This is a genomic window from Brachybacterium paraconglomeratum (assembly GCF_003994255.1).
In the GTDB taxonomy this organism is placed as follows: domain Bacteria; phylum Actinomycetota; class Actinomycetes; order Actinomycetales; family Dermabacteraceae; genus Brachybacterium; species Brachybacterium conglomeratum.
Map to the genome: position 1 here is coordinate 466235 of NZ_ML133851.1, position 24026 is coordinate 490260.

Annotated in this window: 20 protein-coding genes, 3 tRNA genes and 1 pseudogene; 5 read left to right on the forward strand and 19 right to left on the reverse strand. The window is 73.2% G+C overall.

What is annotated here, in order from left to right:
* Positions 1-221 precede the first annotated feature (221 nt).
* On the forward strand, positions 222-698 hold the full coding sequence (locus DS079_RS02080; protein ID WP_126984619.1) for a hypothetical protein: 477 nt from the start codon (positions 222-224) through the stop codon (positions 696-698).
* Between the two features lie 95 nt (positions 699-793).
* Here the strand turns inward: DS079_RS02080 and selB are convergent, their stop codons facing one another.
* The 3 genes from selB to DS079_RS02095 form a co-directional block, all read right to left on the reverse strand.
* Positions 794-2602, reverse strand: coding sequence for a selenocysteine-specific translation elongation factor (selB, locus tag DS079_RS02085; RefSeq protein WP_206516130.1), 1809 nt, complete (start codon positions 2600-2602; stop codon positions 794-796).
* Complete coding sequence (locus tag DS079_RS02090) at positions 2602-4068, reverse strand: L-seryl-tRNA(Sec) selenium transferase (protein ID WP_126984621.1); 1467 nt, start codon at positions 4066-4068, stop codon at positions 2602-2604. Before DS079_RS02090 ends, selB begins: the two co-directional genes overlap by 1 nt.
* Positions 4069-4121: 53 nt before the next feature.
* A tRNA-Sec gene (locus tag DS079_RS02095) sits at positions 4122-4216 on the reverse strand.
* Positions 4217-4289: 73 nt separating this feature from the next.
* Between DS079_RS02095 and selD the strand changes: the two genes are divergently transcribed.
* The gene (gene selD, locus DS079_RS02100) at positions 4290-5309 is read left to right on the forward strand and encodes a selenide, water dikinase SelD (protein ID WP_126984622.1); all 1020 of its coding nucleotides are present in this window, start codon (positions 4290-4292) and stop codon (positions 5307-5309) included.
* Positions 5310-5330: 21 nt separating this feature from the next.
* Here selD and nrfD read toward each other — a convergent pair whose 3' ends face one another.
* The 7 genes from nrfD to DS079_RS02140 form a co-directional block, all read right to left on the reverse strand.
* Entirely contained in the window at positions 5331-6446 is a 1116-nt protein-coding gene (nrfD, locus tag DS079_RS02105; RefSeq protein ID WP_126984623.1) for an NrfD/PsrC family molybdoenzyme membrane anchor subunit, read from the reverse strand.
* Positions 6443-7444, reverse strand: a complete 1002-nt coding sequence (locus tag DS079_RS02110; protein WP_126984624.1) for a 4Fe-4S dicluster domain-containing protein — start codon at positions 7442-7444, stop codon at positions 6443-6445. Before DS079_RS02110 ends, nrfD begins: the two co-directional genes overlap by 4 nt.
* Positions 7441-10737 (reverse strand): formate dehydrogenase-N subunit alpha, encoded by a 3297-nt coding sequence (gene fdnG / locus DS079_RS02115; protein WP_241237513.1) that lies wholly within the window; start codon positions 10735-10737, stop codon positions 7441-7443. Before fdnG ends, DS079_RS02110 begins: the two co-directional genes overlap by 4 nt.
* 142 nt (positions 10738-10879) lie before the next feature.
* Complete coding sequence (locus DS079_RS02125) at positions 10880-11224, reverse strand: chorismate mutase (protein ID WP_126984626.1); 345 nt, start codon at positions 11222-11224, stop codon at positions 10880-10882.
* Positions 11221-12561: an ATP-dependent Clp protease ATP-binding subunit ClpX gene (clpX, locus tag DS079_RS02130; RefSeq protein ID WP_010551292.1), complete on the reverse strand. Its 1341-nt coding sequence runs from the start codon at positions 12559-12561 to the stop codon at positions 11221-11223. The genes DS079_RS02125 and clpX overlap by 4 nt, the downstream gene beginning before the upstream one ends.
* 158 nt (positions 12562-12719) lie before the next feature.
* The gene (locus DS079_RS02135; protein WP_040367550.1) at positions 12720-13388 is read right to left on the reverse strand and encodes an ATP-dependent Clp protease proteolytic subunit; all 669 of its coding nucleotides are present in this window, start codon (positions 13386-13388) and stop codon (positions 12720-12722) included.
* Positions 13389-13470: 82 nt separating this feature from the next.
* Positions 13471-14046 (reverse strand): ATP-dependent Clp protease proteolytic subunit, encoded by a 576-nt coding sequence (locus DS079_RS02140; protein WP_050815762.1) that lies wholly within the window; start codon positions 14044-14046, stop codon positions 13471-13473.
* 399 nt (positions 14047-14445) lie between these two features.
* Here DS079_RS02140 and DS079_RS02145 point away from each other — a divergent pair, with 399 nt between their 5' ends.
* The gene (locus DS079_RS02145; protein WP_126984627.1) at positions 14446-15282 is read left to right on the forward strand and encodes a C40 family peptidase; all 837 of its coding nucleotides are present in this window, start codon (positions 14446-14448) and stop codon (positions 15280-15282) included.
* On the opposite strand, the gene DS079_RS02150 is transcribed toward DS079_RS02145, so the two are convergent.
* The 3 genes from DS079_RS02150 to DS079_RS02160 form a co-directional block, all read right to left on the reverse strand.
* Positions 15269-16003: a dihydrofolate reductase family protein gene (locus DS079_RS02150; RefSeq protein ID WP_241237514.1), complete on the reverse strand. Its 735-nt coding sequence runs from the start codon at positions 16001-16003 to the stop codon at positions 15269-15271. The two genes, DS079_RS02145 and DS079_RS02150, sit on opposite strands and share 14 nt — an antisense overlap.
* A gap of 143 nt (positions 16004-16146) precedes the next feature.
* Positions 16147-17685, reverse strand: coding sequence for a trigger factor (gene tig / locus DS079_RS02155; RefSeq protein ID WP_126984628.1), 1539 nt, complete (start codon positions 17683-17685; stop codon positions 16147-16149).
* A gap of 85 nt (positions 17686-17770) precedes the next feature.
* A tRNA-Pro gene (locus DS079_RS02160) sits at positions 17771-17844 on the reverse strand.
* A 138-nt stretch (positions 17845-17982) separates the two neighbouring features.
* Between DS079_RS02160 and DS079_RS02165 the strand changes: the two genes are divergently transcribed.
* Positions 17983-18056: transfer RNA gene (locus tag DS079_RS02165), tRNA-Gly, on the forward strand.
* 107 nt (positions 18057-18163) lie between these two features.
* Here the strand turns inward: DS079_RS02165 and DS079_RS02170 are convergent.
* Positions 18164-18808 (reverse strand): response regulator, encoded by a 645-nt coding sequence (locus DS079_RS02170; protein WP_126984629.1) that lies wholly within the window; start codon positions 18806-18808, stop codon positions 18164-18166.
* Positions 18805-19905 carry a sensor histidine kinase gene (locus tag DS079_RS02175; RefSeq protein WP_100199741.1) on the reverse strand — a complete coding sequence of 367 codons (1101 nt, stop codon included), beginning with the start codon at positions 19903-19905 and terminating at the stop codon, positions 18805-18807. The genes DS079_RS02170 and DS079_RS02175 overlap by 4 nt, the downstream gene beginning before the upstream one ends.
* A 119-nt stretch (positions 19906-20024) precedes the next feature.
* Between DS079_RS02175 and DS079_RS17295 the strand changes: the two genes are divergently transcribed.
* Complete coding sequence (locus DS079_RS17295) at positions 20025-21575, forward strand: ABC transporter ATP-binding protein/permease (protein ID WP_241237515.1); 1551 nt, start codon at positions 20025-20027, stop codon at positions 21573-21575.
* Positions 21576-21632: 57 nt separating this feature from the next.
* Here DS079_RS17295 and DS079_RS02190 read toward each other — a convergent pair whose 3' ends face one another.
* From DS079_RS02190 to DS079_RS17675, 4 genes and pseudogenes are all read right to left on the reverse strand, one after another.
* A complete protein-coding gene (locus tag DS079_RS02190) occupies positions 21633-22088 on the reverse strand; it encodes a DUF1801 domain-containing protein (RefSeq protein WP_126984630.1) in 456 nt (151 codons plus the stop codon).
* 31 nt (positions 22089-22119) lie between these two features.
* The gene (locus DS079_RS02195; RefSeq protein ID WP_010551281.1) at positions 22120-22551 is read right to left on the reverse strand and encodes a VOC family protein; all 432 of its coding nucleotides are present in this window, start codon (positions 22549-22551) and stop codon (positions 22120-22122) included.
* Between the two features lie 10 nt (positions 22552-22561).
* On the reverse strand, positions 22562-23020 hold the full coding sequence (locus DS079_RS02200; protein ID WP_040367546.1) for a helix-turn-helix transcriptional regulator: 459 nt from the start codon (positions 23018-23020) through the stop codon (positions 22562-22564).
* Between the two features lie 264 nt (positions 23021-23284).
* A pseudogene (locus DS079_RS17675) lies at positions 23285-23794 on the reverse strand (methyltransferase domain-containing protein); the annotation flags it as partial.
* Between the last annotated feature and the right edge of the window lie 232 nt (positions 23795-24026).

Below are 24026 nucleotides of genomic sequence, written 5' to 3' on the forward strand. Positions count from 1 at the left end.
GGTCCCGCCCCGCCCCTCTGCTTCTGTCGACCGAGCCGGGCACGGCGACGCCGCTCAGACTAGGCACCCTGCACCGCTCGGACCATGGGGAGTACTCCCCATCGACGCGCCCCGGGGCCCGCCGTGCTGCCACGACGGCGAGGAAGAGGGGTGACCACGCTGAGCTCGTCGCCCCGCGCTAGGGTGGGCAGCCGTCGTCCTCGACCCGCAGGGAGAACCTCGTGCAGGCAGTGATCCGCAGCGCCGGCGCTCAGGTGAACCTCGTCGTCGGCCCCATGGTCGCCCTGATCGGCGTGGCCGCGCTGCTCGCCGGGGTCGTCCTGTCGATCGTGCTGGAGACGATCTGGTTCCTGATGTTCCTGATCCCGGCGGCGATGGGGATCGGCGCCGGACTGCTCCTCCTCCGCGGCGCCCGCAGGTCCCGCCTGCAGATCGACCCGGAGGGCTTCACCTGGTGCGGGTTCGCCGGCGCGGAGCAGTCGCTGCGCTGGCAGGAGATCCACCAGCTGCTGCCGCCCCCGCCCGCGAGCCGACGGGTGGTCGCGATCGCGCAGCTGCGCGACGGACGCCAGGTCGAGGTGCGGGCGCTGTGGGAATCGCCGACCTCCCCGGCCGTGCTGCTCGGGCCCTCGGACCACAGCCGCGCCCAGAACGTCCTGCTCGGCGCGCACCGCGCCTGGCTCGCCGGCCACCGCTGACGCCCGCGGCGCGGCAGAGCCCGCCCCTGGAGGTCAATGCTCCACCAGGCTGCGGCCGAGGCGGGCGGTGCACCCGGGCGCGTCACGGCCCGCGCTCAGCGCACGATCTCCCGGTGCCCGGCGTCCACGCGACGGGTCCAGCCGCGGCCGTCGAGATGCTCGAGCAGCGGGATCGCGACGCGGCGCGTCGTCCCCAGAGCCTGGCGGGCCTCGCTGGTGGTGAAGGGCTGCTCGAGCCGCGCCAGCTCCCGCATCGCGAGCGCGGGCGCGGCGGGCAGCAGCACGACCTCGTCGGGCAGCCGCAGCAGCCGGCCCTGCGCCGCGGCGGCGGCGAGCTCGCGGGCGCCGAGGCGGAGAGCGGCGAGGTCCTCGGCCTCCGGGGCGCGGAAGGGCGTCTCGGCGAGCCGTCGTTCGAGCTGTGTGACCCCGGACTCGGCGGCGCCGAGACCTGCGACGGCGGCAGGGTCCTTCACCCGGCCGGCCTCGAGCGTGAGGCCGGCGGCGGCCACGACCGCGTCGAGCAGCTCCGGGGCGGGCAGCGCCAGCGCGTCGGCGGCGGCCTTGCGGGGCAGGCCGGCGGAGAGCGGATCGGCCTGCACGGCCTCGGCGACGAGGGCGGTCAGCATCTCCCGCCAGTCGGCGAGCGCCCGAGCGTCGACGAGCTGCTCGCCGCGGCGCTCCACCCCGTCGGGCAGCTCCTCGGGGACGGCGAGGCCGTAGCGGCGCAGCACCTGCTCGCTCACGGCGCCGCGGCGTGCGACCTCCCCGGCGAGGTCCCCGCCCGCGGGCATCGCCTCGAGCACGGCCTGGCGCCGGCGGCCGTCGCCGCGCCGCGCCAGGGCGGGCGGGTCGACGTCGAGGACGCGAACCCCGCTGCGCACAGCGTGGCTGCCGCTGCCGCGCAGCACGAGCGCATCGCCGACGGCCAACGGCAGCGGCCGCTCGAGGGTGAGCCGGGCATGCTCCTCGCCGAAGGGGCGCACCCGCGCGGTGACCTGGGCGGTGCCGAGGTGGGCGATCAGCTCGCCCGGGGCGCCCGCGAGGTCCTCGCCGGTGGTGCGGCGCACGTCGACCTGGGTGCTGAGGTGCCACGCCCCGGGGGTGATCAGCGCGTCGCCGCGACCGACCTGCTCCGCGTCGACACCGCGGAGGTTCACCGCGGCGCGGCTGACGGGGCCGAGCTCGGCGAGCCCTCCGCCGCGGGACTGCAGACCGCGGACCTGCACCTCGGTCCCCTCACCCCCGGGCTCCGCACCGCCGTGCGTGCCGATCAGCTCCAGCCGGTCCTCGCGGCACAGGGTGCCGGCGGCGAGGGTCCCGGTGATCACGGTGCCGGCGCCGGAGACGGTGAAGGCGCGGTCCACCCATAGCCGCACCCGCTGCCCGGGGTCGGGACGGCGTGCAGCGGCGACGAGCTCGTCGAGCTGCACGCGCAGCGCGTCCATCCCCTCCCCGGTCACGGCGGAGACCGCTAGAGCGGGCGCGGCGGCGAGTCCGGTGCCGGCGAGCTCCGTGCGGGCCTGGGCGATGACCTCCGGGACCCTGTCGGGAGCGAGGTCGGCGCGGGTGATCACGAGCAGGCCCTGGTCGATGCCGAGGGCGGCGACGGCGTCGCGGTGGTCGCTGGACTGCGCCTGCCAGCCCTCGTCGGCCGCGACGACGAAGCAGACGATGGGGGCGGGGCCGATGCCGGCGAGCATGTTGCCGAGGAACCGCTCGTGGCCGGGCACGTCGACGAAGGAGACCTCCTGGCCGGAGGGCAGGACGGTCCAGGCGAAACCGAGGTCGATCGTGAGGCCGCGCCGCTTCTCCTCGGCGAGGCGGTCCGGCTCGATGCCGGTCAGCGCGCGGATCAGGGTGGATTTGCCGTGGTCGACGTGCCCGGCGGTGGCGATGACCTGCATCATCGCGCAGGATCCTGAGCGGAGGCGTCCTCGGGGCGACGGCGGTTGTCGCGGTCGCGCAGCCGCTCCCGCGCCGCGGCGACGGCGCCGACCAGCGTGTCCTCGTGCTCGGCGGGCACGCAGCGCAGGTCCAGCAGGCAGGCGCTGCCCTGGACGGTGCCGACGACGGCCGGGTCCCCGGTGCGGAGCTCCGCGGCCAGCTCCTCCTCGAGCGCGATCGCCCAGCCGGGCAGCGGCACCTCGGCGCCTCCCCCGCCGCCGACGCGGCCGTCATGGGCGACGGTGCGGCCGCCGAGCCGGGCCGCGAGCGCGTCGGTCCGCTCCCGCAGCGTGTCCGGGTCCGTGCGCAGCGCCGCGAGGACGGGCGGGACGGGACCGGCGAGGGTCGCCTCGATCGCGGCGAGCGCGAGCTTGTCGGCGCGGACCGCACGGGCCAGCGGGTGGCGGGCGAGGCGCGCGATCACCTCGCGTCGGCCCAGCAGGATCCCGGCCTGAGGACCGCCGAGGAGCTTGTCGCCGCTGGTGATGACCACGTCGGCCCCCGCGGCGAGGGCCGAGGCGGCATCGGGTTCGTCGGGCAGCGCGGGCTCGGGGCGCAGCAGTCCCGAGCCGAGATCGGCGATCAGCGGCAGTCCGTGCTCGTGCGCGAGCGCGGCGAGCTCGGCGATCCCGACCTCGCTGGTGAAGCCCTCGATGCGGTAGTTGCTGGTGTGGACCTTGAGGATCGCGCCGACGGGCGACTCGTCCGCGGGAGCCGGCTGCGCGCCCGGTCCCGGGGCGGCGGCGCCCGGCCCCGGGGCGGCGGCGCCCTGCTCCCCGCCGGCGCCGGCCGTGAGCGCCTCGCGGTAGTCGCTCGCATGGGTGCGGTTGGTGGTGCCGACCTCTCGCACCCGCGCCCCGGCGGAGGCGACGAGCTCCGCGAGCCGGAACCCGGCCCCGATCTCGACGAGCTCCCCGCGGCTCCACAGCACTTCGCGGCCCGCGGCGAGCGCGGTCGTGGCCAGCAGCAGCGCGGCCGCGCCGTTGTTCACCACGAGCGCGTCCTCCGCCGCGGGGCAGGCGGCCAGCAGCGCGGCCCGCGCGCCGGCGCCGCGGCGGGAGCGGGCGCCGGTGGCGAGGTCGAACTCGACGTCGGTGTACCCGGCGGCGTCCTGGACCGCCTGCCGGGCCGCGGCCGAGAGCGGGGCCCGGCCGAGGTTGGTGTGGACGATGACGCCGGTCGCGTTCAGCACCGGGCGCAGCGAGGAGGCGCTGTGCTCCCCGAGGGAGGCGAGCACCGCGGCGGCCACGTCCTCCGGGGCGATCTCGCCGCGGCGGGCCCGGTCCTGGGCGGCGCGGACCAGGTCGTGCACCACGCGCTCCCCCATCGCGCCGCTCGCCGCGACGACCTCGGGCAGGGCGAGCAGGCGGTCCGTGCGCGGGATCCGCCGACGCGGGTCCTCCGCGCCGCTCGGGGACTGGGGCACGGGACCTCCTGCGCACGGGATCGGAGCGTCCGCCCGGCGGCGGACGGCAGTATTGGCGGAGGCGGACGGGAATCGAACCCGCCAGACCGAGATGCTCGGTCTCACCAGTTTTGAAGACTGGGGCGCCCACCAGGACACGTACGCCTCCGCGGGCGACGATATCACCGCCGGACCTGGGACGACGCTCGCCCTCCCCGGGCGGCCCGGGCTAGGGTCGGGACATGAGCGACTCCCCCATCCAGCCCCTGGCCCGCCCCGAGATCCGCCTGACCACGATGGCGCACGGAGGCGGCTGCGCCTCGAAGATCCCGCCGGGCGAGCTCGAGGAGGTCGTCTCCTCCCTCGCCGGGCAGCAGTACGACCAGGTGATCGTGGGCCTGGACGACGGGGACGACGCCGCCGCCGTGCGGATCGGCGGGCCCGACGGCGACACCGCCGTGCTCTCCACCGCGGACTTCTTCACCCCCGTGGTCGACGACGCCCACGACTGGGGCCGGATCGCGGCCGCGAACGCGCTCAGCGACATCTACGCGATGGGCGGCGACCCCGTGGTCGCGATCAACCTCGTCGGCTGGCCCCGCGAGGTCCTGCCCTACGAGCTGCTGCAGGAGGTGCTCGCCGGCGGTCTCGCGATCGCGACGGAGGCCGGGGTGCCGGTCATCGGCGGGCACTCGGTCGACGATCCCGAGCCCAAGTACGGCATGGCCGTCACCGGCACCGCCCGCCCGGACCGTCTGCTGCGCAACGACGCCGCGGAGGCAGGCCTGCCGATCACGCTGACCAAGCCGCTCGGGGTGGGCCTGCTGAACAACCGCATGAAGTCCACCGGCGAGGCCTCCCCCGCCGCGATCGAGGTGATGACGACCCTGAACCGGGACGCCTCGAAGTCTGCGCTCGAGGCCGGGGCGCGCGCCGCGACCGATGTGACGGGCTTCGGCCTGCTGGGCCACCTGTACAAGATGGGCCGCGCGTCCGGGGTCGGGATGATCCTGGACCGGGCGGCGGTGCCCCTGGTCGACGGTGCGGCGGAGGCGCTGCGGGACGGGTTCGTCTCCGGCGGGACGCGGCGGAACCTCGAGTGGGTGCGCCATGCGGTCCAGGCCGGCCCCGGCATCGACGAGGACGATCTGCTGTTGCTCGCCGACGCGCAGACCTCGGGCGGCCTGCTGGTGATCGGCGAGGTGCCCGGGTATCCGGTGATCGGCGAGACCGTTCCCGGTGAGGGCATCCAGGTCCGCTGACTGCGCCCCGGGCCTGCCCGTTCAGCCGGCAGTGGTGATCGAGTCGTCGGTGATGCCGGCGGCGCGGCGGGCCGCCAGGCGCGCCTTCTGCGGCTCTATCACGCGGCGCGGGTCCTTCACGGACTCGAGCCCGGCGTTCAGCACTCCGAAGCGGGTCAGGGCCGAGGCGGTCAGCAGCGCGGCACCACTCGCCGCGGCGACGACACGGCTGCGCCCGCCGAGGAGCGTGCCGATGCCGCCCGCGATCGCGAGGCGCTCCGCCCAGGTCAGGAGCTTGCCGGGGGTCCCGGTCTCGAGCGGCTCCCGCTCCAGGGGGTGCATCGACTCCTTCATCAGGTGCATGCTCGCCACGTCGCCGGCGACCCCGGCGGCCGCGAGGAGCCGGGCGGGAGCGGACTCGGCGACGGGGGTGGTGACCATCGCGGCGCCGCCCGCGGCGAGGCTCGCGGAGGAGGCGAAGAGGTAGGAGAGGTGGCCGCGGCCGGCCTCCCAGGTGGGGACCACGGTGTTGCCCAGCAGCGCGCCGGTGTACGAGGCGAGCAGGGGGGCGAGGGCGACCTGGCCGAGGGAGGCCGGTCCCTCGGCGGCCCTGAGCAGGGGGCGCAGCGCCCCGAGCGGGAGCTTCTCCCCCGCCAGGCGGTCGACCTCGCGCGCGCCGAGCACACCGGACAGCGAGGCGAAGCCTCCCACCACCCAGGTGCCGAGGCTCATGGGGCTGGTGACCTTGACCGTGCGCATCATGTTCAGGAACCGCTCGGGGCGGCCGAGGTCCTCGATGAGCGCCAGGGTGCCGAGCCCGACGGTGCCGAGCGCCGTGAGGCGCGCGCTGCGGCGCAGCACCGGGCGACCGGTGCACTGCGCCCCGAAGGCCAGCAGGCCCGAGCCGCCGGCGACGCCGCCGAGGAACAGGTAGACGGCGATCGGGGCCTTCCACGGCGGCGCCTTGACCACGGGCCGACCGTAGTAGGAGTCGTACTGCTCGGACCGCTCGATCTCGACGTCCTCGACGACGGCGCCCTCGCGAGAGCCGTCGCCCATCCCGACCTCGCCGAGGCCGCGGCGGCGTCGGCGCTTCCCTCCGCCGCGCCGGCGGGGCTTCTCCGGCGGACGGTCCGCGTCGTACTCGGTGATGCTCATCGACGCGCCCCCAGGAAGGACAGCGCGACGGCCGCGACCATCCCCGCGGCCGCGATGCCGGTGCGGGCGTAGAGCTTCGGCAGCGCCTTGGTGGGCACCTGCGGGTCCGGCGGGAGGCCGTACACCTCGGGCTCGTCCAGCAGCAGGAACACCGAGCCGGTGCCGCCCACGCCGTCCTTGGGGTTCGCGCCGTACAGCCGCGCCTCGGTCATGCCGCGCTCGTGCAGGTCCGCGACCCGCTGCTTCGCGTCGGCCGTGAGATCGGGGTGGTCGCCGAAGGTGATCGACTGCGTGGGGCAGGTGGCGGAGCAGGCGGGCTGCTCGCCGTCGACCAGCCGGTCGTAGCACAGCGTGCACTTGCTCGCGGTGTTGCGGCGAGGGTCCTCCTCCTCGCGCACGGCGAACGGGGAGACGGTCCCGTCGTCGCGGCGCTCGATGACGCCGAAGGGGCAGGCGCTCACGCAGGTGCCGCAGCCGTTGCACACGTCCTGCTGCACCACGACGGAGCCGTACTCGGAGCGGAAGATCGCACCGGTCGGGCAGACGTCCAGGCAGCCGGCGTTGGTGCAGTGCTTGCACACGTCCGAGGACATCAGCCAGCGGAACTCGGGGGTGTCCGGCGGGGTGCGGTCCACGTCCGAGAGGTCACCGGCGGGGGTCGCGCCCCGCTTGCCGGAGGACTTCGGGCCGATCCCCGGCATGCCGAGGCTGACGAGCTTGCGCCCGGACTCCCGCGCCTCCTCGATCCGCTCCTGGCCCTGCTCGACGAAGGCGACATGGCGCCAGGTGTTCGCGCCGAGCTCGCCGGTGTTGTCGTAGCTCGAGCCGAGGATCTCGAGGTTGCCGTCGATCGGGTTGCGGTTCCACTCCTTGCACGCCACCTCGCAGGCCTTGCAGCCGATGCAGATGGAGGTGTCGGTGAAGAACCCCTTGCGCTCGTGGTCGTGGTCCCATCCCGCGTCCGCGGAGGGTCCTTCCGGTCCGGCGAGCAGGCTCATCGGTTCCTCATCTCCTTCATCGACGGCTCCCCTGTGGGCACGGCGGTGGCCTCCTCCGGACCGCGCACCTCGTGCGGGGTCCCGCCCGTGGCCGGGCCGGCACCGGGAGCACCCTCGGCCCCGTCGACCTGCGGGTGCAGCGCGGGGATCAGCCCGGCCCTGCGGCGGTACTCCTCCACCAGCTCGGCACGGCCCGGCCCGCGGGGGCGGCGCCCGGGCAGGATCGTGCACGAGTTGTTCTTGCTGTTCTGGATCTGGGTGTTGGCGTCGAGGTTCATCCCGATCAGGTCGTTCGCCCCGTCGCCCTGCACCACCGCGGCGCTGCCGCGGCCCCAGTGGAACGGGAGGCCGATCTGGTGGACAGTGCGCCCGCCCACGTGGAGCGGGGTCATCCGCTCTGTGACCAGAACCTTCGCCTCGATCGCGTTGCGGGCCGAGATGATCGTCGCCCACCCGTAGGGTTCGAGCCCGATCTCCGCGGCGAGCTCCGGGGAGACCTCGCAGTACATCTCCGGCTGGAGCTCGGAGAGATAGGGCAGGAACCGACTCATGCCGCCGGCGGTGTGGTGCTCGGTGATCCGGTAGGTGGTGAACACGTACGGATACACCTCACCGCCCTGCGCCGACGCGCCCGGCGAGCTGAGGTTGTCCTCGTCCTGGAAGGTGACGCGGGTGGGATTGGACTGCTGGGGGTACAGAGGATTGGGGATGTTCGACTCCGGCGACTCGTAATGGGTCGGCAACGGCCCGTCCACCATGCCGGTCGGCGCGAAGAGCCATCCGCGCCCGTCGGACTGCATCGTGAACGCATCGTTCCCCGCCAGCGCCGCCACGCCGCCCTTGCCCGGGTCCCCGGGGTCGTCGGGACGCTTCGTGGGCGGGAAGTCGGGCACGTCCTTCCCGGTCCATGTCCCGGTCTCTTCGTCCCACCAGACCCACTTCTTCCGCTCGCTCCACGGGCGGCCCTCGGGATCGGCCGAGGCCCGGTTGTAGAGGATCCGTCGGTTCCCGGGCCAGGCCCAGCCCCATTCGGCGGCGGTCTCGTCCTGCTCCTGACCGGGTGTCCGCTTCCGGGCACGGTTGATCCCGTCCGCGTAGACGCCGGAGTAGATCCAGCAGCCTCCGCTCGTGGAGCCGTCGTCCTTCATCTCCCCGAAGGAGGCCAGCGGCTGCCCGGCCCTCTCACCGGAGATGTGGCGGCCGTTGATCTCGGCGAGCACCGCCTCGGCGTCCGGCTCGCCGTGCTCGTTGACGGGATAATCCCAGGTCAGTTCGAGAATCGGCCGGTCGCGAGGGTCGGAGGAGTCCTTGAGCTTCTCCCGCACGCGGCGTCCCAGCTCGTACATGAACTCGAGATCGCTCTTCGCGTCGCCCGGCGGCTCGACGGCCTGGTCGCGCCACTGCACCATGCGCTGGGTCTGCGTGAACGACCCGGCCTTCTCGGTGTGGTTCGCGGCCGGGAGGAAGAACATCTCGGTGCCGATCTGCTCCGGGGAGAGCTCCCCCGACTCGATCTCCGGTCCGTCCTTCCAGAAGGTCGCCGACTCGATCATGTAGAAGTCGCGCACCACCATCCACTTCAGGTGCGTCAGGCCCAGACGCTGCATACGCCCGTTGGCCGAGCCGACAGCGGGGTTCTGGCCGAACAGGAAGTATCCGTCGACCCCGCCCTCGAGCATCCGCATAACGGTCTGGTACGTGCCGTGAGCGCCGGTGAGCCGGGGCAGGTGGTGATACGCCCAGTCGTTCTCGGCGGTGGCGTGCTTCCCCCACCAGGCCTTCAGCAGATTGATCGTGTAGATGTCCGCATTGGCCCAGAAGCCCTTCTGCTCCTTCTTCCCCACCAGTCGCGTGTACTCGTCGAAGTCGTCCTGTCCGGCCTTCGGCATCGGAAGGTAGCCTGGCAGGATGTGGTAGAGCGTCGGGATGTCGGTGGAGCCCTGGATGGTGGCGTGTCCGCGCAGCGCCATGATGCCGCCGCCGGGGCGTCCCATATTGCCCATGAGCAGCTGGAGGATGCCGGAGGTGCGGATCATCTGCGCACCGCCCTGGTGCTGGGTCCAGCCCAGCGCGTAGGCGAACATCGTCGTCTTCTCGCGGCCCGAGTTCTCCGCGATCGAACTCGCGAGGTACTCGAAGTCCTCCGGAGCGATGCCGCAGGTCTCCTGCACCATCTCCGGGGTGTAGCGCGCGTAGTGACGCTTCAGGATCTGGAAGACGGTGCGGGGGTGCTGCAGGGTCTCGTCCCGCTCGGGCAGGCCGCGCGCGATCGCGTCGGGATCACCCGCATACGCCCAGGTGGTGTTGTCGTAGGTGCCGGTCTCCGGGTCGTAGCCGGAGAACAGGCCGTCGAGGTCCTCGGGGTCGCCGTACGCCTCGGAGATGAGCGTCGAGGCGTTGGTGTACGCCTGCACGTACTCCTTGAAGTACAGCTCGTTCTCGAGCACGTGCCGGATCACGCCGCCGAGCAGCACGATGTCCGTGCCGGTGCGGATCGGGATGTGCCGATCGGCGTTGGCGGAGGTGCGTGTGAACCGCGGGTCGACGTGGATGACCCGGGAGCCGCGCTTGCGCGCCTCGATCACCCATTGGAAGGCGACCGGATGGGCTTCGGCCATGTTCGAGCCCTCGATGACGATGAGGTCAGCGTTGGCGAAGTCCTGCACCGTGTTCGTGGCACCGCCACGACCGAACGAGGCTCCCAGACTGGGAACCGTGGCGGAGTGTCATATGCGGGCCTGGTTCTCCATCTGGATGGCGCCCGCGGCGGTGAAGAACTTCTTGATCAGATAGTTCTCCTCGTTGTCGATGGTCGCGCCGCCGAGGCTCGCGATGCCCATCGTCCGCCGGAGGGGGTTGCCCTGCTCGTCCTCGTCCTCCCAGTGCTTCCGGCGCGCCTCGAGGAAGCGGTCCGCGATCATGTCCATCGCGGTGTCGAGGTCGAGGTCCTCCCACTCGGTCCCGTAGGGGCGGCGGTAGCGGACCTTCGTCTGGCGCAGGTAGGAGTTCGCGAGCTGCTCGCTCGCGGCGCCCTTCGGGCACAGCCGGCCCCGGGAGACCGGGGAGTCCGGGTTGCCCTCGATGTTGATGACGCGTCCGTCCTTGTGGAAGACGCGCTGGCTGCAGCCGACGGCGCAGTACGGGCAGACGCTGTCGACGACACCGTCCGCCTCCGCGGTGCGCGGCATCGTGCTGCGGGTCCGCGGGGACGTGACGGCGGTGCCGCGTCCCGTCGGATCCGCCCCGCGAAGCTGCCGGATCACCGGCCAGTCGAGGAACGTCTTTCGAGCCATGTCCCCGATGCTATCAGCGGTTTCGGCCCGAAGGGCGCGGTCCGCGAGGTCCCGGCGCGGCTCGGGCGGGCAGACCCGCGGCCGACCGACCGGCAGGGCAATGCGGACCCGTCGGCGGGGCGGCGCGGACCCGCTGGGGGCGTCAGGCCCCGGCGGCGCCCTCGTGGCGGATCCGCTCGTGGTGGCGGATCACCTCGGTGACGATGAAGCGCATGAACGCCTCGGCGAAGGTGGGGTCCAGCCCCGCGGCGTCGGCGAGGGAGCGCAGTCGCTCGATCTGCTGCTGCTCCCGCGCCGGATCCGCCGGCGGCAGGCCGTGCTCGGCCTTCAGCAGGCCCACGCGCTGAGTGTGGGAGAAGCGCTCGGCGAGCAGGTGCACGAGGGCGGCGTCGATGTTGTCGATGCTGCGCCGCTCTTCGCCCAGCAGCTCCCGGGCCCGGGCGACGTCCGCCTCGCGCGGGGCGCCCGCGTGGCCGGATGCGCTCATGCGGTGCGCTCCTGCCGACCGCTCTCGTGCTCGCGGTCCGCGTCCTTGCCGGTGAGCATCAGAGGCGCCCGACCCTCGGTCACGACGCCCTCGGTGATGACCACCTTGACCACGTCGTCCCTCGAGGGGACCTCGAACATGACCGGCTGGAGGGACTCCTCGAGGATGGCGCGCAGGCCGCGCGCACCGGTCTCCCGCTCGACCGCCTTGTCCGCGATGGCCTCCAGGGCGCTGCGCTCGAAGTCGAGCTCGACACCGTCCAGCGCGAACATCTTGCGGTATTGCTTCACCAGCGCGTTGCGCGGCTCGGTGAGGATCGTGATCAGCGCCTCCCGGTCGAGGTTCGAGACGCTCGTGATCACCGGCAGACGGCCGATGAACTCGGGGATCAGGCCGAACTTCAGCAGGTCCTCGGGCAGCAGCTTCGAGTACAGCGCCTCCTGCGCGAGCGGGGAGTGCAGCTCGGAGCCGAAGCCGATCCCGCGCTTGCCGATGCGGGAGCCGATGATGTCCTCGATGCCGGCGAAGGCGCCCGCCACGATGAACAGCACGTTCGTCGTGTCGATCTGGATGAACTCCTGATGGGGGTGCTTGCGCCCGCCCTGCGGGGGCACCGCCGCGACCGTGCCCTCGAGGATCTTCAGCAGCGCCTGCTGCACGCCCTCGCCGGAGACGTCACGGGTGATCGAGGGGTTCTCGGCCTTGCGGCCGATCTTGTCCACCTCGTCGATGTAGATGATGCCGCGCTCGGCCTTCTTCACGTCGTAGTCCGCGGCCTGCAGGAGCTTCAGCAGGATGTTCTCGACGTCCTCGCCGACGTAGCCGGCCTCCGTCAGCGCGGTGGCGTCCGCCATGGCGAAGGGGACGTCGAGCATCTTGGCGAGGGTCTGGGCGAGATAGGTCTTGCCGCAGCCGGTGGGGCCCACCAGCATGACGTTGGACTTGGAGACCTCGATGTCCTCGTGGTCGTCGCTCGCCTCCTCGGCGAGGGTCGCGGCGGCGCTCTTCGCGTTCGGGGCCGTCTGCTCGGCATCCTGCGCACGCACGCGCTTGTAGTGGTTGTAGACCGCGACGGCGAGGGCGCGCTTGGCGGGCTCCTGACCGACCACGTACTCCTCGAGGAAGTCGAAGATCTCGCGCGGGGCGGGCAGCGGGGCCTGCTCCTCGGCGGCGGGCTGAGCGGCCTGGATCTCCTCGGCGATGATCTCGTTGCACAGCTCGATGCACTCCTCGCAGATGTACACCCCCGGCCCCGAGATCAGGCGCTCGACCTGCTTCTGCGACTTGCCGCAGAAGGAGCACTTGAAAACGTCTCCGTTCTCGCTCGTACGTGCCACAGCTGTCCTCCTCCTCGGCGCTCAGGTCCGTCCAGCCTACCCGCCGCTCCTCGCGTGACCGCGCAGGCTCGCTGTGGGCAGAACGACGGCCCCGCCGCAGCGGGGCCGTCGTGGTCGATCGTCGTGCGGCGGAGCCGTCGCGGCGGCCCGCCGGATCGTCAGCGCCCGAGCGCCGGACGCGGCTCCTTGCGGGAGGTGAGCACCTGGTCGACCAGGCCGTACTCGAGGGCGCCCTGCGCGGTGAGGATCTTGTCGCGCTCGATGTCGGCGCTCACCTGCTCCTTGGTGCGGCCCGAGTGGTGGGCGAGGGTCTCCTCGAGCCACTCGCGCATGCGCATGATCTCGTTGGCCTGGATCTCGAGGTCGGAGGCCTGGCCGCCGCCGCCCTCGCCGCCCATCGCGGGCTGGTGGATGAGGATGCGCGCGTTCGGCAGCGCGAGCCGCTTGCCGGGGGCGCCGGCCGCGAGCAGCACGGCGGCGGCGGAGGCCGCCTGGCCCAGGCACACGGTGGTGATCTCGGGCTTGATGTACTGCATCGTGTCGTAGATCGCGGTCAGCGCGGTGAACGAGCCGCCGGGGCTGTTGATGTACAGCGTGATGTCGCGGTCCGGGTCCTGGGACTCGAGCACGAGCAGCTGCGCCATGACGTCGTCGGCCGAGGCGTCGTCCACCTGCACGCCGAGGAAGATGATGCGGTCGTCGAAGAGCTTGGTGTAGGGGTCCTGGCGCTTGAAGCCGTAGGGCGTGCGCTCCTCGTACTGGGGCAGCACGTAGCGGGAGGTCGGCATCTGAGCGGCGGCGGCGGGCTGCGCGCCGGCCTGGGCCATGGGCAGCGCGCCGATGGTGCGGGGATCGAAGGTCACGGGGTCTCCTGGTCTCGAAGGTGTCGGAAGGTTCTGGAGGGGGCGATCAGCTGTCGGTGCCGCCGCCGCCCGTGACGTCGCCGGAGCCGGCGACGATCTTGTCGATGAAGCCGTACTCCAGGGCCTCCGCCGCCGTGAACCAGTGGTCGCGGTCGGAGTCGGCGTGGATCTGCTCGACGCTCTTGCCGGTCTGCTCGGCGATCAGCTCGGCGAGCTGGTTCTTCATCGAGAGGATGAGGTCGGCCTGGATGCGGATGTCGGTGGCGGTGCCGCCGAGGCCGCCGAGCGGCTGGTGCATGAGCACGCGGGTGTGCGGGGTCGCGTAGCGCTTGCCCTTCGTGCCGGAAGAGAGCAGGAACTGGCCCATCGAGGCCGCCATGCCCATGCCGACGGTCACGATGTCCGGCTTGACGAACTTCATCGTGTCGTAGATGGCCATGCCCGCGGTGATCGAGCCGCCGGGGCTGTTGATGTAGAGGTAGATGTCCTTGTCCGGGTCCTCGGCGGCCAGCAGCAGGATCTTGGCGCAGATCGCGTTGGCGTTCTCGTCGCGGACCTCCGAGCCGAGCCACACGATGCGCTCGCGCAGAAGGCGCTGGTAGACGTTGTCGTCGAGGCCCATCGGGGAATCGCCGGCCGCGTCACGGGGCGCGGAGGGCTGGCTGCTCTGCGGGGTCTGAGAGGTCACGGGGGCTCCTTGATCGCGGGAATCGTCGATGCGTCGACTCTAGGCGCTGGGCGGGAGGGTGACGGGCCCTGTTCGCCGCAGGCGCACTGGCGCGGCGCCGCAGCCCCTGTGGCGCCCCGCCCCCGGGTTCGTCAAGGTGGGGCGAGAGTCGGTCACGACTTCCTGCCGATCTGTAAAAAACAGACAAAGAGCGTTATCCGGGTCTGCCAAGCGCCTTCAGATGGGCCCCGGATCGCTCTTACCTTGAAGTCACCACCCCGACCCCAGAGGTCGCGACATCCCGCAGGAATGCCCCCGGCCCCCGGTCGGGATCGGAAGGAACTCCCGCTCATCATGGCTCAGCACAACTCCCACCGTCTCCCCGTCCGCGCCCAGCTCCCCACCCGCCAGGCCGGCACCGCGGCCCGCGGGCTCGGCGGCGCCGCCGTCCTCGGCACCGTGGTCCTCGGCACCGCCTTCACCGGCGCCTCGGCCCAGGCCGCGCCCGCCGCCCCGAGCGCCCCGGCCGCTCCGGCCGCCGCCGCTCCGGCCACGGCCGACGCGGCCCCCTCGGTCGCCCCGTCGGCCGCCCTGAACTCCACCCAGAAGCTCCGCTGGGGCTCCCGCGGCGGCGCCGTGCAGGAGCTGCAGTCGGCGCTGAACTCGAACGGCGCGGGCCTCGCGGTCGACGGCGTGTTCGGCAAGCGCACCCACGCGGCGGTCAAGGACTACCAGTCCTCCAAGGGCCTCCAGGTCGACGGGGTCGTCGGCCCGAAGACCCGCGCCGCCCTCAACGGCGGCGTCTCCACCGGCGGCGCCTCCGCCCCCTCCTCGAGCGCTTCGAGCTCCTCCTCCGGCTCCTCCAGCACCATCGTGAACGCGGCCCGCTCCGCCGTGGGCACCCCCTACTCCTGGGGCGGCTCCTCCCTCGGCGGCATGGACTGCTCGGGCCTCGTGAACTACGCCTACAAGGCCGCCGGCATCTCGCTGCCGCGCACCTCCGGCCAGATCGCCAACGGCGGCCGCTGGATCTCCCAGTCGCAGGCCCAGCCCGGCGACATCGTCGCCTGGTCCGGCCACGTCGCGATCTACGCCGGCAACGGCCAGATCATCGACGCCTCCGGCTCGAAGCAGCGCGTCGTCGAGCGCTCCATCTGGGGCAACCCGATCGGCTTCGTCACCTACCGCTGAGCCACCGGCTCCTCGGCCCACGGCCCGGCTCCCCTCGCGGGAGCCGGGCCGTGCCCGTCCATCCGGCCCCGCTCGATCCGGCCGCTGCGCCGCTCCCCGCCGTCCCGCGGGGACGGTAGAGGCGGCCGAATCCGGCCTCCGCGCCGGGGATCGACCCGACCAGCTCCCAGTCGATCCGCCGCCCGCCGGGCACCGAGAAGGCGCGCGTCCCGTCGCCGAGCATCACCGGCGCGGAGAAGATCTGCAGCTCGTCGACGAGGTCGAGCTCGAGGGCCTGGCGGGCGATGTCGGCGCTGATGATCTGCACGTCCTTGCCGTCCGCGAGCTCGTGGGCGCGACGGATCGCCTCGGCCACGTCGACGTCCAGGGCGGTCACCGAGGGATCGCCGGCGAGCTCCTCGGGCCGATGGGTCAGCACGATCTCGACCCCGCCCCAGGCCCCGCCGTAAGCCTCGGAGGTCAGCTCGCCGCGCTCGGCCGCCTGCGCGACCGCGGCGTCGTAGCCCCGCCGGCCGGAGATGATCACGCCGACGGGTTCGGCGAGCCGCGCCACGACCTCGCCGTCCATGGGCGGGCAGGCCTCGAGCCAGGCCATGTCGTGCTCGGGCCCCGCGATGAAGCCGTCGAGCGAGGCGGTGAACCCCCAGGTGACCCTGCCCTGCGGGGCCTGCGCGCCGGCCGCGGCGGGGTCCTCGGGACGGTCGGGTCGCTGCGGTGCCATGGGTCGCTCCCGGGCGTGGGCGGTCCCCGGCGCTCGCCGGGACTGGCAGTCTCCCACCGACGCCGACGGGCCGCCACCCCCGAGAAGGGGTGACGGCCCGTTCGATCTGCCGTGCGGGGCGGGGCCCCGTCAGCGGCGGAGGGTCACTCGGCGGTCTCGTCCGCGGCGGCCTCGTCCTTCGCAGCCGCCTTCTTGGCGGCCGGCTTCTTGGCGGGGGCCTTCTTAGCCGGAGCCTTCTTCGCGGCGGGCTTCTCGGCCTCCGCGTCCTCGGCGGACTCGTCGGCGGCGGCCTCGTCGGCCGCAGCGGCCTTCTTGGCCGGAGCCTTCTTGGCCGGAGCCTTCTTCGCCGGGGCCTTCTTCGCGGCGGGCTTCTCCTCGGCGTCCTCGGCCTGCTCGGCGTCGTCGGCCTGCTCGGCCTTCAGGCCGAGGTCGAGCACGTCGCCCTTCGCGTTCTTGACGGTGACGTCGGCGAGGACCACGTCGAGCGCCTTGGAGCGCTGCACCTCGGCGAAGATCTGCTCGAGCTGGCCGGACTGGGCGAGCATCTGCAGCAGCTGGTTCGACTCGATGCCGTACTGCGCGGAGAGCTGCGTCATGTAGCTCATGAGGTCGTTCTGGTCGACGTCGACCTGGCGGGTGCCGTTGATCTCGTCGAGCACGAACTGGGCGCGGATCGCCTTCTCGGTGTCCTCGCGGATCTCCTCGCCGTGCGGGTCGCCGGCCTCCTTGCCCTCGTTCTGCAGGTGGGAGAGGATCTCGTCCTCGACCAGCTGCTCGGGCACGGGGATCTCGAGCTCCTCGAGGAGCTTCTCGAGCAGGGCGTTGCGGGCGAGCGCCACGCGGTTGCCCTCGGCGTCCTTCTCGGCCTGGACCTTCAGGTCCTCCTTAAGCTCGTCGATGGTGTCGAACTCGGAGGCCATCTCGGCGAACTCGTCGTCGGCCTCGGGCAGCTCACGCACCTTCACGGACTGAGCGGTGACCTTGACCTGCGCTTCCTCGCCCGCGCGGTCGCCGCCGGCGAGCTTCGAGACGAAGGTGGTGGACTCCTCGGCGGACAGGCCGATGAGCGCCTCGTCGAGGCCCTCGAGCATGTTGCCCTCGCCGATGCGGTAGGAGACGCCCTCGACGGACTCGATCTCCTCGTCGTCGATGGTGGCGATCATGTCGACGGAGACGAAGTCGCCGTCCTCGGCCGGGCGGTCCACGCCCACGAGGGTGCCGAAGCGCTCGCGCAGCTCGTCCAGGCGCACCTGGACGGCGTCGGCGTCGACCTCGGGCTCCTCGATCTCGACCTCGTAGGAGGCGAAGTCGGGCAGCTCGATCTCGGGGCGGACGTCCTGCTCGACGGTGAAGAGCAGGTTGCCCTCCTCGGAGCCGTCCAGGCCCGGCACCTCGGTGACCTCGACCTCGGGGCGGCCGACGGGCTTGAGCTCCGCCTCGGCCGCGGCCTGCTGGTAGAAGTCGGGCAGGGCGTCGTTGACGGCCTCCTGCATGATCGCGGGGCGGCCGAAGCGCTGCTCGACGAGCTTGGAGGGGACCTTGCCCTTGCGGAAGCCGGGGATCTGCACCTGATCGGCGATCTTCGTGGTGGCCGCCTCGACGGCGGGCTTGAGCTCGTCGAAGGGCACCTCGACGGTGAGCTTCACCCGGGTGGGGCTGAGCTTCTCGGACTCGGTCTTCACTGGTCAGGTCTCCCTGTAGATGGACATCGGATGGACGTTTCTGGTGGCGCCCCGGAGCTCGCGCGGCGGCGACCCGGCGGCGGAGTCGGGGTGACAGGATTTGAACCTGCGACTTCCCGCTCCCAAAGCGGGTGCTCTACCAAGCTGAGCTACACCCCGGAGGGCAACCCAGGGGATATTACCCGTTCCGCCCGTGCGGCGGCGGGGAGCGCCCGGGGCCCTGTGAGCAGATGCATGTCGTCCCGGCCACGCCGGATGTGCTCGGACGGCTCTGATCTGGTTCAATAGGGGCCGCATGCGGGCGTAGCTCAATGGTAGAGCCTCAGTCTTCCAAACTGATTACGCGGGTTCGATTCCCGTCGCCCGCTCCAGCATCCGGGCCGCATCCTCCCTGCTCAGGGAGATGCGGCCCGGTCTCGTCCGGGCTCGTGCCCGCCCGCTCACCGCGCCCCTGCCCGCTCCCGTCGTGCCGCCCTGCTCATCCCAGCAGCCCCTCGCGCAGCGCCCGGAGCACCGCGCTGGTGCGGTCCCGGGAGCCGGTCTTCTGCAGGATCACCGAGAGGTGGTTCTTCACGGTGCCCTCGGCGAGATGCAGCACCTCGGCGATCTCCCGGTTGCTGCAGCCCTCCGCCACGAGCCGCAGCACCTCGATCTCCCGCACGGTGAGCGCCTGGAGCGGCGCCTCCTGCACCTCGCGCTCGGCCGTCCCGTCGCGGAGGGCGCGCAGCAGCGAGTCGGTGACCGAGGGGGACATGAGCGTGCCGCCGTCGGCGAGGACGCCGACCGCATGGGCGAGCCGCGCGATGGTGACGTCCTTGAGCAGGTAGCCGCGTGCCCCCGCCCGCAGGGCGCGCAGCACCAGCTGGTCGTCGTCGAAGGTGGTCAGCACCAGCACCGGCACCGCGGTGCCCTGCTCGCGCAGCTGCTCGAGCGCCCAGATGCCGTCGTGGCGCGGCATGCGCAGGTCCATGAGCGCGACCTCGGGCGCGTGCTCCTCGATCACCGCGACCGCCTGCGCACCGTCCTCGGCCTCCGCGACCACCTCGATGCCGGCGACCTCGAGCAGGGTCCGGATCCCCTCGCGCACGAGGGCCTGGTCGTCGGCGACGATCACCCGCGTCATGAGCCCGCCAGCCGTCCGCGCACCATGAAGCCGGGCCCCGGGTCGATGGTGATCTCCCCGCCGAGCTGCTCGAAGCGCTCGCGCAGTCCCCGGAGCCCGTTCCCGAGCGCCAGCTCCCCGGCCCCGGCGCCGTCGTCGCGGGCGAGCAGCACGATGTCGCCGTCCTGGGCGCTCACCTCGATCCGCAGCCGCGTGGCCTCGGCATGGCGCAGCGTGTTGGTCACCGTCTCCTGGGCGAGGCGGATGAGTGCGATCTGCTCGCTCTCCCCGAGTCTCAGCCCGGGATCGGTCTCGATCACGACGTCCAGCCCGGGCAGCCCCTCGACCATCCCGCGCAGGGCGGCGCCGAGCTCCGTGGACCGCTCCCGCATCTCCCCCACCGTCGCGCGCACATCGCCCAGCAGCTCCCGGGCCACCCGGTCGGCGCGCTCGACCTGGCGGGCGGACTCCTCGCCCTCGAGGTGGCGGGCGGCCTCGAGGCTGAGGGTGAGGACCGTGAGCTGGTGCCCGATGAGGTCGTGCAGCTCACGGGAGATCCGCAGCCGCTCCGCGGTCCGTGCCGACTGCTCCAGCAGGACGGCCGCCGCGCGCAGCTCGACGTGGGCGCGGGCGAGCTCCGTGCGCATCCGCACCTCGCGCAGCAGGGTCGCGGTGCTGAAGGCGCTCGCGACCTGGATCAGCAGATAGAACGACGAGAGGATCAGCGTCTCGATCGTGTCGCCGTGGGCGAGCTGGACTGAGGCCGCGACCACCCCCGTGTTCAGCAGGATGATCACGGCGGTGGCCGGCGCCGGGACGACGTACACGCTCGCGGCGGCCGTGAGCACCACGAGCACCTGGATCAGTCCGCCTCCGGCCGTCGAGAGGATCAGCGCCCAGGAGCACAGCACCGCGACCGCGAGCGAGGCGCGCTCCCACCACGGCCGGCCGACGACCCCCATGGCCCCGAAGCCCAGCAGGTACGCCACCAGGAGCAGGAACCACACCGGGCGGGGAAGCGCGGACTCGATCGCCCCCAGCAGCGCGGGCAGGGAGACGCCGACGGCGACCACCAGCATCACCGCCCCGGCCCAGCCCTCCGTCCTCAACCACGGCATGGCCCCAGCGTAGGGCGGCGGCTCGGGGACCGCCCGTGCCGATCGTCATGGTCCGCGGACCTCGAGCCGGTGACCGGCGGCACCGGCGCCGCGCACGGCCCCCTCCCTAGCGTCGAGGCATGGACGGACACAGCAGGCAGGACCCGGCGGTGCGGATCGTCGGGCTGCGCAAGAGCTATCGCGGGCGCCCCGCCGTGGACGGGCTCGACCTGGAGGTCGCGCGTGGAGAGACCCTCGGCGCCCTCGGCGCGAACGGCGCGGGGAAGACCACGACGGTCGAGCTGGTCGCCGGACTGCGCCGTGCGGACTCCGGACGGATCTCCGTGCTCGGCCTGGACCCGGTGCGCGACCGCGCCGCCCTGCGGCAGGTGCTCGGGGTCCAGCTCCAGGAGAGCTTCCTCCACGGCGCCCTCACCGTCGGCGAGCTCGTGGACCTGTACGGCAGCTTCTACCCCTGCCCGCGCCCCCGCGAGGAGCTGCTGGACCTGGTGGAGCTGCGCGAGCAGGCGGCGACCCGCTTCGAGCGCCTCTCCGGAGGCCAGCAGCAGCGGGTCTCGGTGGCGCTGGCGATGATCGGCCGGCCCCGCGTGCTGATCCTCGACGAGCTCACCACGGGCCTCGACCCGGCGGCGCGCAGGCGCATGTGGCGCACCCTCGAGACGCTCCACGCCGAGGGCACGACCATCCTCCTGGTCAGCCATGCGATGGACGAGGTGGAGCGCCTGTGCGACCGGATCGTGCTGCTCCGGGCAGGACGGGAGATCGCCGCGGGCACGCCCGCAGAGGTCACCGCCGCCGCAGGCGCCGCGTCCCTCGAGGACGCCTTCGTCGACCTGACCGGGAGCACGCCCCCACGCACAGGAGACCCTCCGATGACCGCCGCCCAGGACACCGCCTCCCCCGCCGCACCCGCGCCGCGCCCCCGACGACCCGGCGCGCGGGCGCTCATGATGATGGTCCGCGCCGAGGGGAGGATGGTCGCCCGCGACGTGGCGGGACTGGTCACGCCCTTCGCCCTCCCGCTGCTGATCCTGCTCACGAGCGCCGCGGGCGCGAGCCACCAGGAGATCGTCGCCGGCCGCACCGTGCTGGACCTGTACGTGCTGCCGCTCGTGCTGGTGATGGTGCTGGCGTTCGTGGGCGTGCTGAACATGCCGAGCTTCCTGGCCTACTACCGCAAGTCCGGGATCCTGCGCCGCCTCGCGGTGACCCCGGCCTCCCCCGTGCTGGTGCTGCTCGCCCAGACGATCGTCTCGGCGGTGCAGGCGGCGCTCGGGATCCTCGTCGCCGCCGCCGTGGCGGCCCTCGCCTTCGGCGCGAATCCCCCGCTGCGCCTGGGGTCGGCGCTGCTCGCCCTGGCCCTCACCGCCGCCGCGATGTACGCGACCGGGATGATCGTCGCCGCCGTCGCCCCGTCCCCGAGCGCCGGGACCGCCATCGGGCTGCTCGGCTTCCTGGGTCTCGGCGCGCTCGGCGGCATGTTCGGAGGGCGCGACTCGCTGCCGGGGCCGCTCGCCGAGATCGGCGCGCTGCTCCCCTTCGGCGCGGGGGTGGACGCGCTCGCGGCGGCATGGGCGGGCCAGCCCCTTCCCGGCCAGGCCCTGGCCGCGCTCGTCGGCGCCGTGGTGGTCGGGACGGTCGTGGCCGGGGCGCTGTTCCGCTGGGAGTGAGGCGGCACCGCGGGGCCCGGCACGGGGCGTCGCCGCCGTCGTGCCGGGCCCCGTCGGTCAGTCGCCGAGGGCGCGCGTGACGAGCTGTGCGATCCGCTCGGCGGCGGCGTCGTCCACCTCCGCGACCGCGAAGGCCGTCGGCCACATGCTGCCCTCGTCGAGGCGGGCGGCGGCGTTGAAGCCGAAGCTGGAGTAGCGCTCGTCGAACTTCGAGGACGGGGTGAAGAAGCACAGCACCTCGCCGTCGAGGGCCCAGGCGGGCATGCCGTACCAGGTGCGGGGATCGAGCTGCGGGGCGACGAGGGAGACGATCTCGTGGACGCGCTGCGCGTCGCGGCGGTCCCCTTCGGGCAGGCCGGCGATCAGCTCCTCGAGCTTCGTGCGGTCGCTCTCGCGCTTCTTCGCGCCGCGGCCCTGGGCCTTCTCGGCGCGGATCTCCTCGGCGCGGGCGCGCATCGCCTCCTTCTCGGCGGCGCTGAAGGTGCCGGGGGTGTCGTCGGCGTCTCTGCCCATGGTGGTCCTCCTGGGGTCGGGCTCGGGTCGTTCAGTCGGCGGTCTGCTGGATGCGGATGAGGTTCCCGGCGGGGTCGCGCACGGCGCAGTCGCGGATCCCGTAGTCCTGGTCGACGGGCTCCTGGACGATCTCGGCCCCGGCGGCCTCGAGCGCGGCGTAGGTCGCGTCGAGGTCGGTCGCGGCGAGGTTCGCGCCGAAGTAGGCGCCCTTGGCGATCACGGAGCGCAGCGCGGCGTGCTCCTCCGCGGTGATCCCGTTCCCCTCCAGCAGGGGGTGGAGCACGAAGGCGGTGTCGGGCTGGCCGACCGGACCCACGGTGATCCAGCGCATCGGGCCGCCGCCGACGTCGAGACGCACCTCGAAGCCGAGCACGTCGCGGTAGAAGGCGAGGGATGCCTCGGGGTCGGTGTGGGGCAGGAAGCTGGAGTGGATGGCGAGGGCGGGCCTGGGCGTTGTGGTCATGGGCAGAACGCTATGACGCGGAGGTGCCGGGCGCTTCTCGATTCCTGACCGGTCTGGAGACCCGTCGGGCGATGCAGGGCGGCATCCCCTCGAGCACCTCGGCGCCCTCGCCGCGGTAGGTGCTCGGCGGCACGCCCACGAGCTCCTTGAAGCGGGTGCTGAACGTGCCGAGCGAGCTGAAGCCGACGTCCAGGCAGATGTCGGTGACGCTGCGGTCGGTGCTGCGCAGCAGCGTCATCGCCCGTTCGATGCGGCGGGTCATGAGATAGGAGTAGGGCGACTCCCCGAACTCCTCCCGGAATCGGCGGCTGAGGTGGCCGGCGGAGAGATGCACCCCGGCGGCGAGCGCCTCGACGTCCAGCGGGCGGTCGTGCTCGCGGTCCATCCGGTCGCGGACCCGTCGCAGCAGCACGAGGTCGGAGGGCGTCTCCCGCGTCGCGGCGGAGGAGGGGGCGGGGCCGTCGGGCAGCGCCCGCACGCGCAGCACGGCGGTGCTGCCGTCCTCGCCGAGCACCTGGTCCACCGCCCCGAGCCGCCCGGTGGCGCGGGCGGCCTCGGCCGCGGCGCGGCACTGCCCGCGATGCAGCTCGAGGAGCAGCACGCCGCCGGGGCCGAGGCGGTCGGCCGCCCCGTCGAGCAGCGTGCGCACGTGGTCGAGCCCGTCCTGCCCGCCGAGCAGCGCCAGGAGCGGCTCGTGCTCGCGCACTTCCCGGGGCATCAGGGCGAGGCTCTCCCGCGGCACGTAGGGCGGGACCGCGGCGATCACGTCGAAGCGCTCGCCCGGTGGGAGCGCCGCCCAGCCGTCGCCGTGGTGGAGGCCGGCGCCCGGCGGCAGATTCTCCCGGGCCACGGCGAGCGCCGCGGCGTCGACGTCGGCGGCGTGGACGCGCGCTCCGGGCACGCGCCGAGCCACGAGCGCGGCGACGGGCGCGGCGCCCGCGCACATCTCGAGCACCCGAGGCGCGCGCCGGGCGCGTGCCTCCCGCACCGCCTCGGCGATCAGCAGGGCCGTGCGCCGTCGCGGCACGAACACCCCGGGCGCGACCGCGAGCTGCTCCCCCATCACCTCGACCCGCCCCACCACGTGCTCGAGGAACTCCCCCGCCTCGCGCCGACGGGTCATCGCCTCGAGCTCGGCGCCGTCGCGGGCGGCCGCGCACAGCACCTCGGCCTCCTCCTCGGCGAAGACGCTGCCCGCGCTGCGCAGCCGCGTCGTCGTCGTGCCCTGACCGCCCGGATCCATCCCCCCAGTGTCCTCGCCGCGGCGCGGCGTGGCCAGGGGCGCGGGCGGGCGGGCGGGCGGGCTCGGGCCGACGGGCGCGGGACGGTCGCCGTCGTCGCAGACCGACGACCCCGTCACCGTCCGGCGCGGCCCGGCGCAGTCCCCACCACGGACCCCACCACGGACGCCGGCCGCCGGGCCGGGCGGATCTCACGTCGACGCCGCCTGCTCCCGTGCGGCCTGCGTGACACGA

Coding starts and splice junctions, on each gene's coding strand:
- DS079_RS02140 (WP_050815762.1), bottom strand. CDS start 14,046: ATGGGCCTCGACGACAACGTCTACCAGCGCCTTCTGCGCGAGCGCATC.
- nrfD (WP_126984623.1), bottom strand. CDS start 6,446: ATGAGCATCACCGAGTACGACGCGGACCGTCCGCCGGAGAAGCCCCGC.
- DS079_RS02170 (WP_126984629.1), bottom strand. CDS start 18,808: ATGACGCGGGTGATCGTCGCCGACGACCAGGCCCTCGTGCGCGAGGGG.
- DS079_RS02110 (WP_126984624.1), bottom strand. CDS start 7,444: ATGAGCCTGCTCGCCGGACCGGAAGGACCCTCCGCGGACGCGGGATGG.
- DS079_RS02145 (WP_126984627.1), top strand. CDS start 14,446: ATGGCTCAGCACAACTCCCACCGTCTCCCCGTCCGCGCCCAGCTCCCC.
- DS079_RS02150 (WP_241237514.1), bottom strand. CDS start 16,003: ATGGCACCGCAGCGACCCGACCGTCCCGAGGACCCCGCCGCGGCCGGC.
- DS079_RS02125 (WP_126984626.1), bottom strand. CDS start 11,224: ATGAGCGCATCCGGCCACGCGGGCGCCCCGCGCGAGGCGGACGTCGCC.
- DS079_RS17295 (WP_241237515.1), top strand. CDS start 20,025: ATGGACGGACACAGCAGGCAGGACCCGGCGGTGCGGATCGTCGGGCTG.
- DS079_RS02190 (WP_126984630.1), bottom strand. CDS start 22,088: ATGGGCAGAGACGCCGACGACACCCCCGGCACCTTCAGCGCCGCCGAG.
- DS079_RS02195 (WP_010551281.1), bottom strand. CDS start 22,551: ATGACCACAACGCCCAGGCCCGCCCTCGCCATCCACTCCAGCTTCCTG.
- selB (WP_206516130.1), bottom strand. CDS start 2,602: ATGCAGGTCATCGCCACCGCCGGGCACGTCGACCACGGCAAATCCACC.
- DS079_RS02175 (WP_100199741.1), bottom strand. CDS start 19,905: ATGCCGTGGTTGAGGACGGAGGGCTGGGCCGGGGCGGTGATGCTGGTG.
- selD (WP_126984622.1), top strand. CDS start 4,290: ATGAGCGACTCCCCCATCCAGCCCCTGGCCCGCCCCGAGATCCGCCTG.
- DS079_RS02135 (WP_040367550.1), bottom strand. CDS start 13,388: ATGGCCCAGGCCGGCGCGCAGCCCGCCGCCGCCGCTCAGATGCCGACC.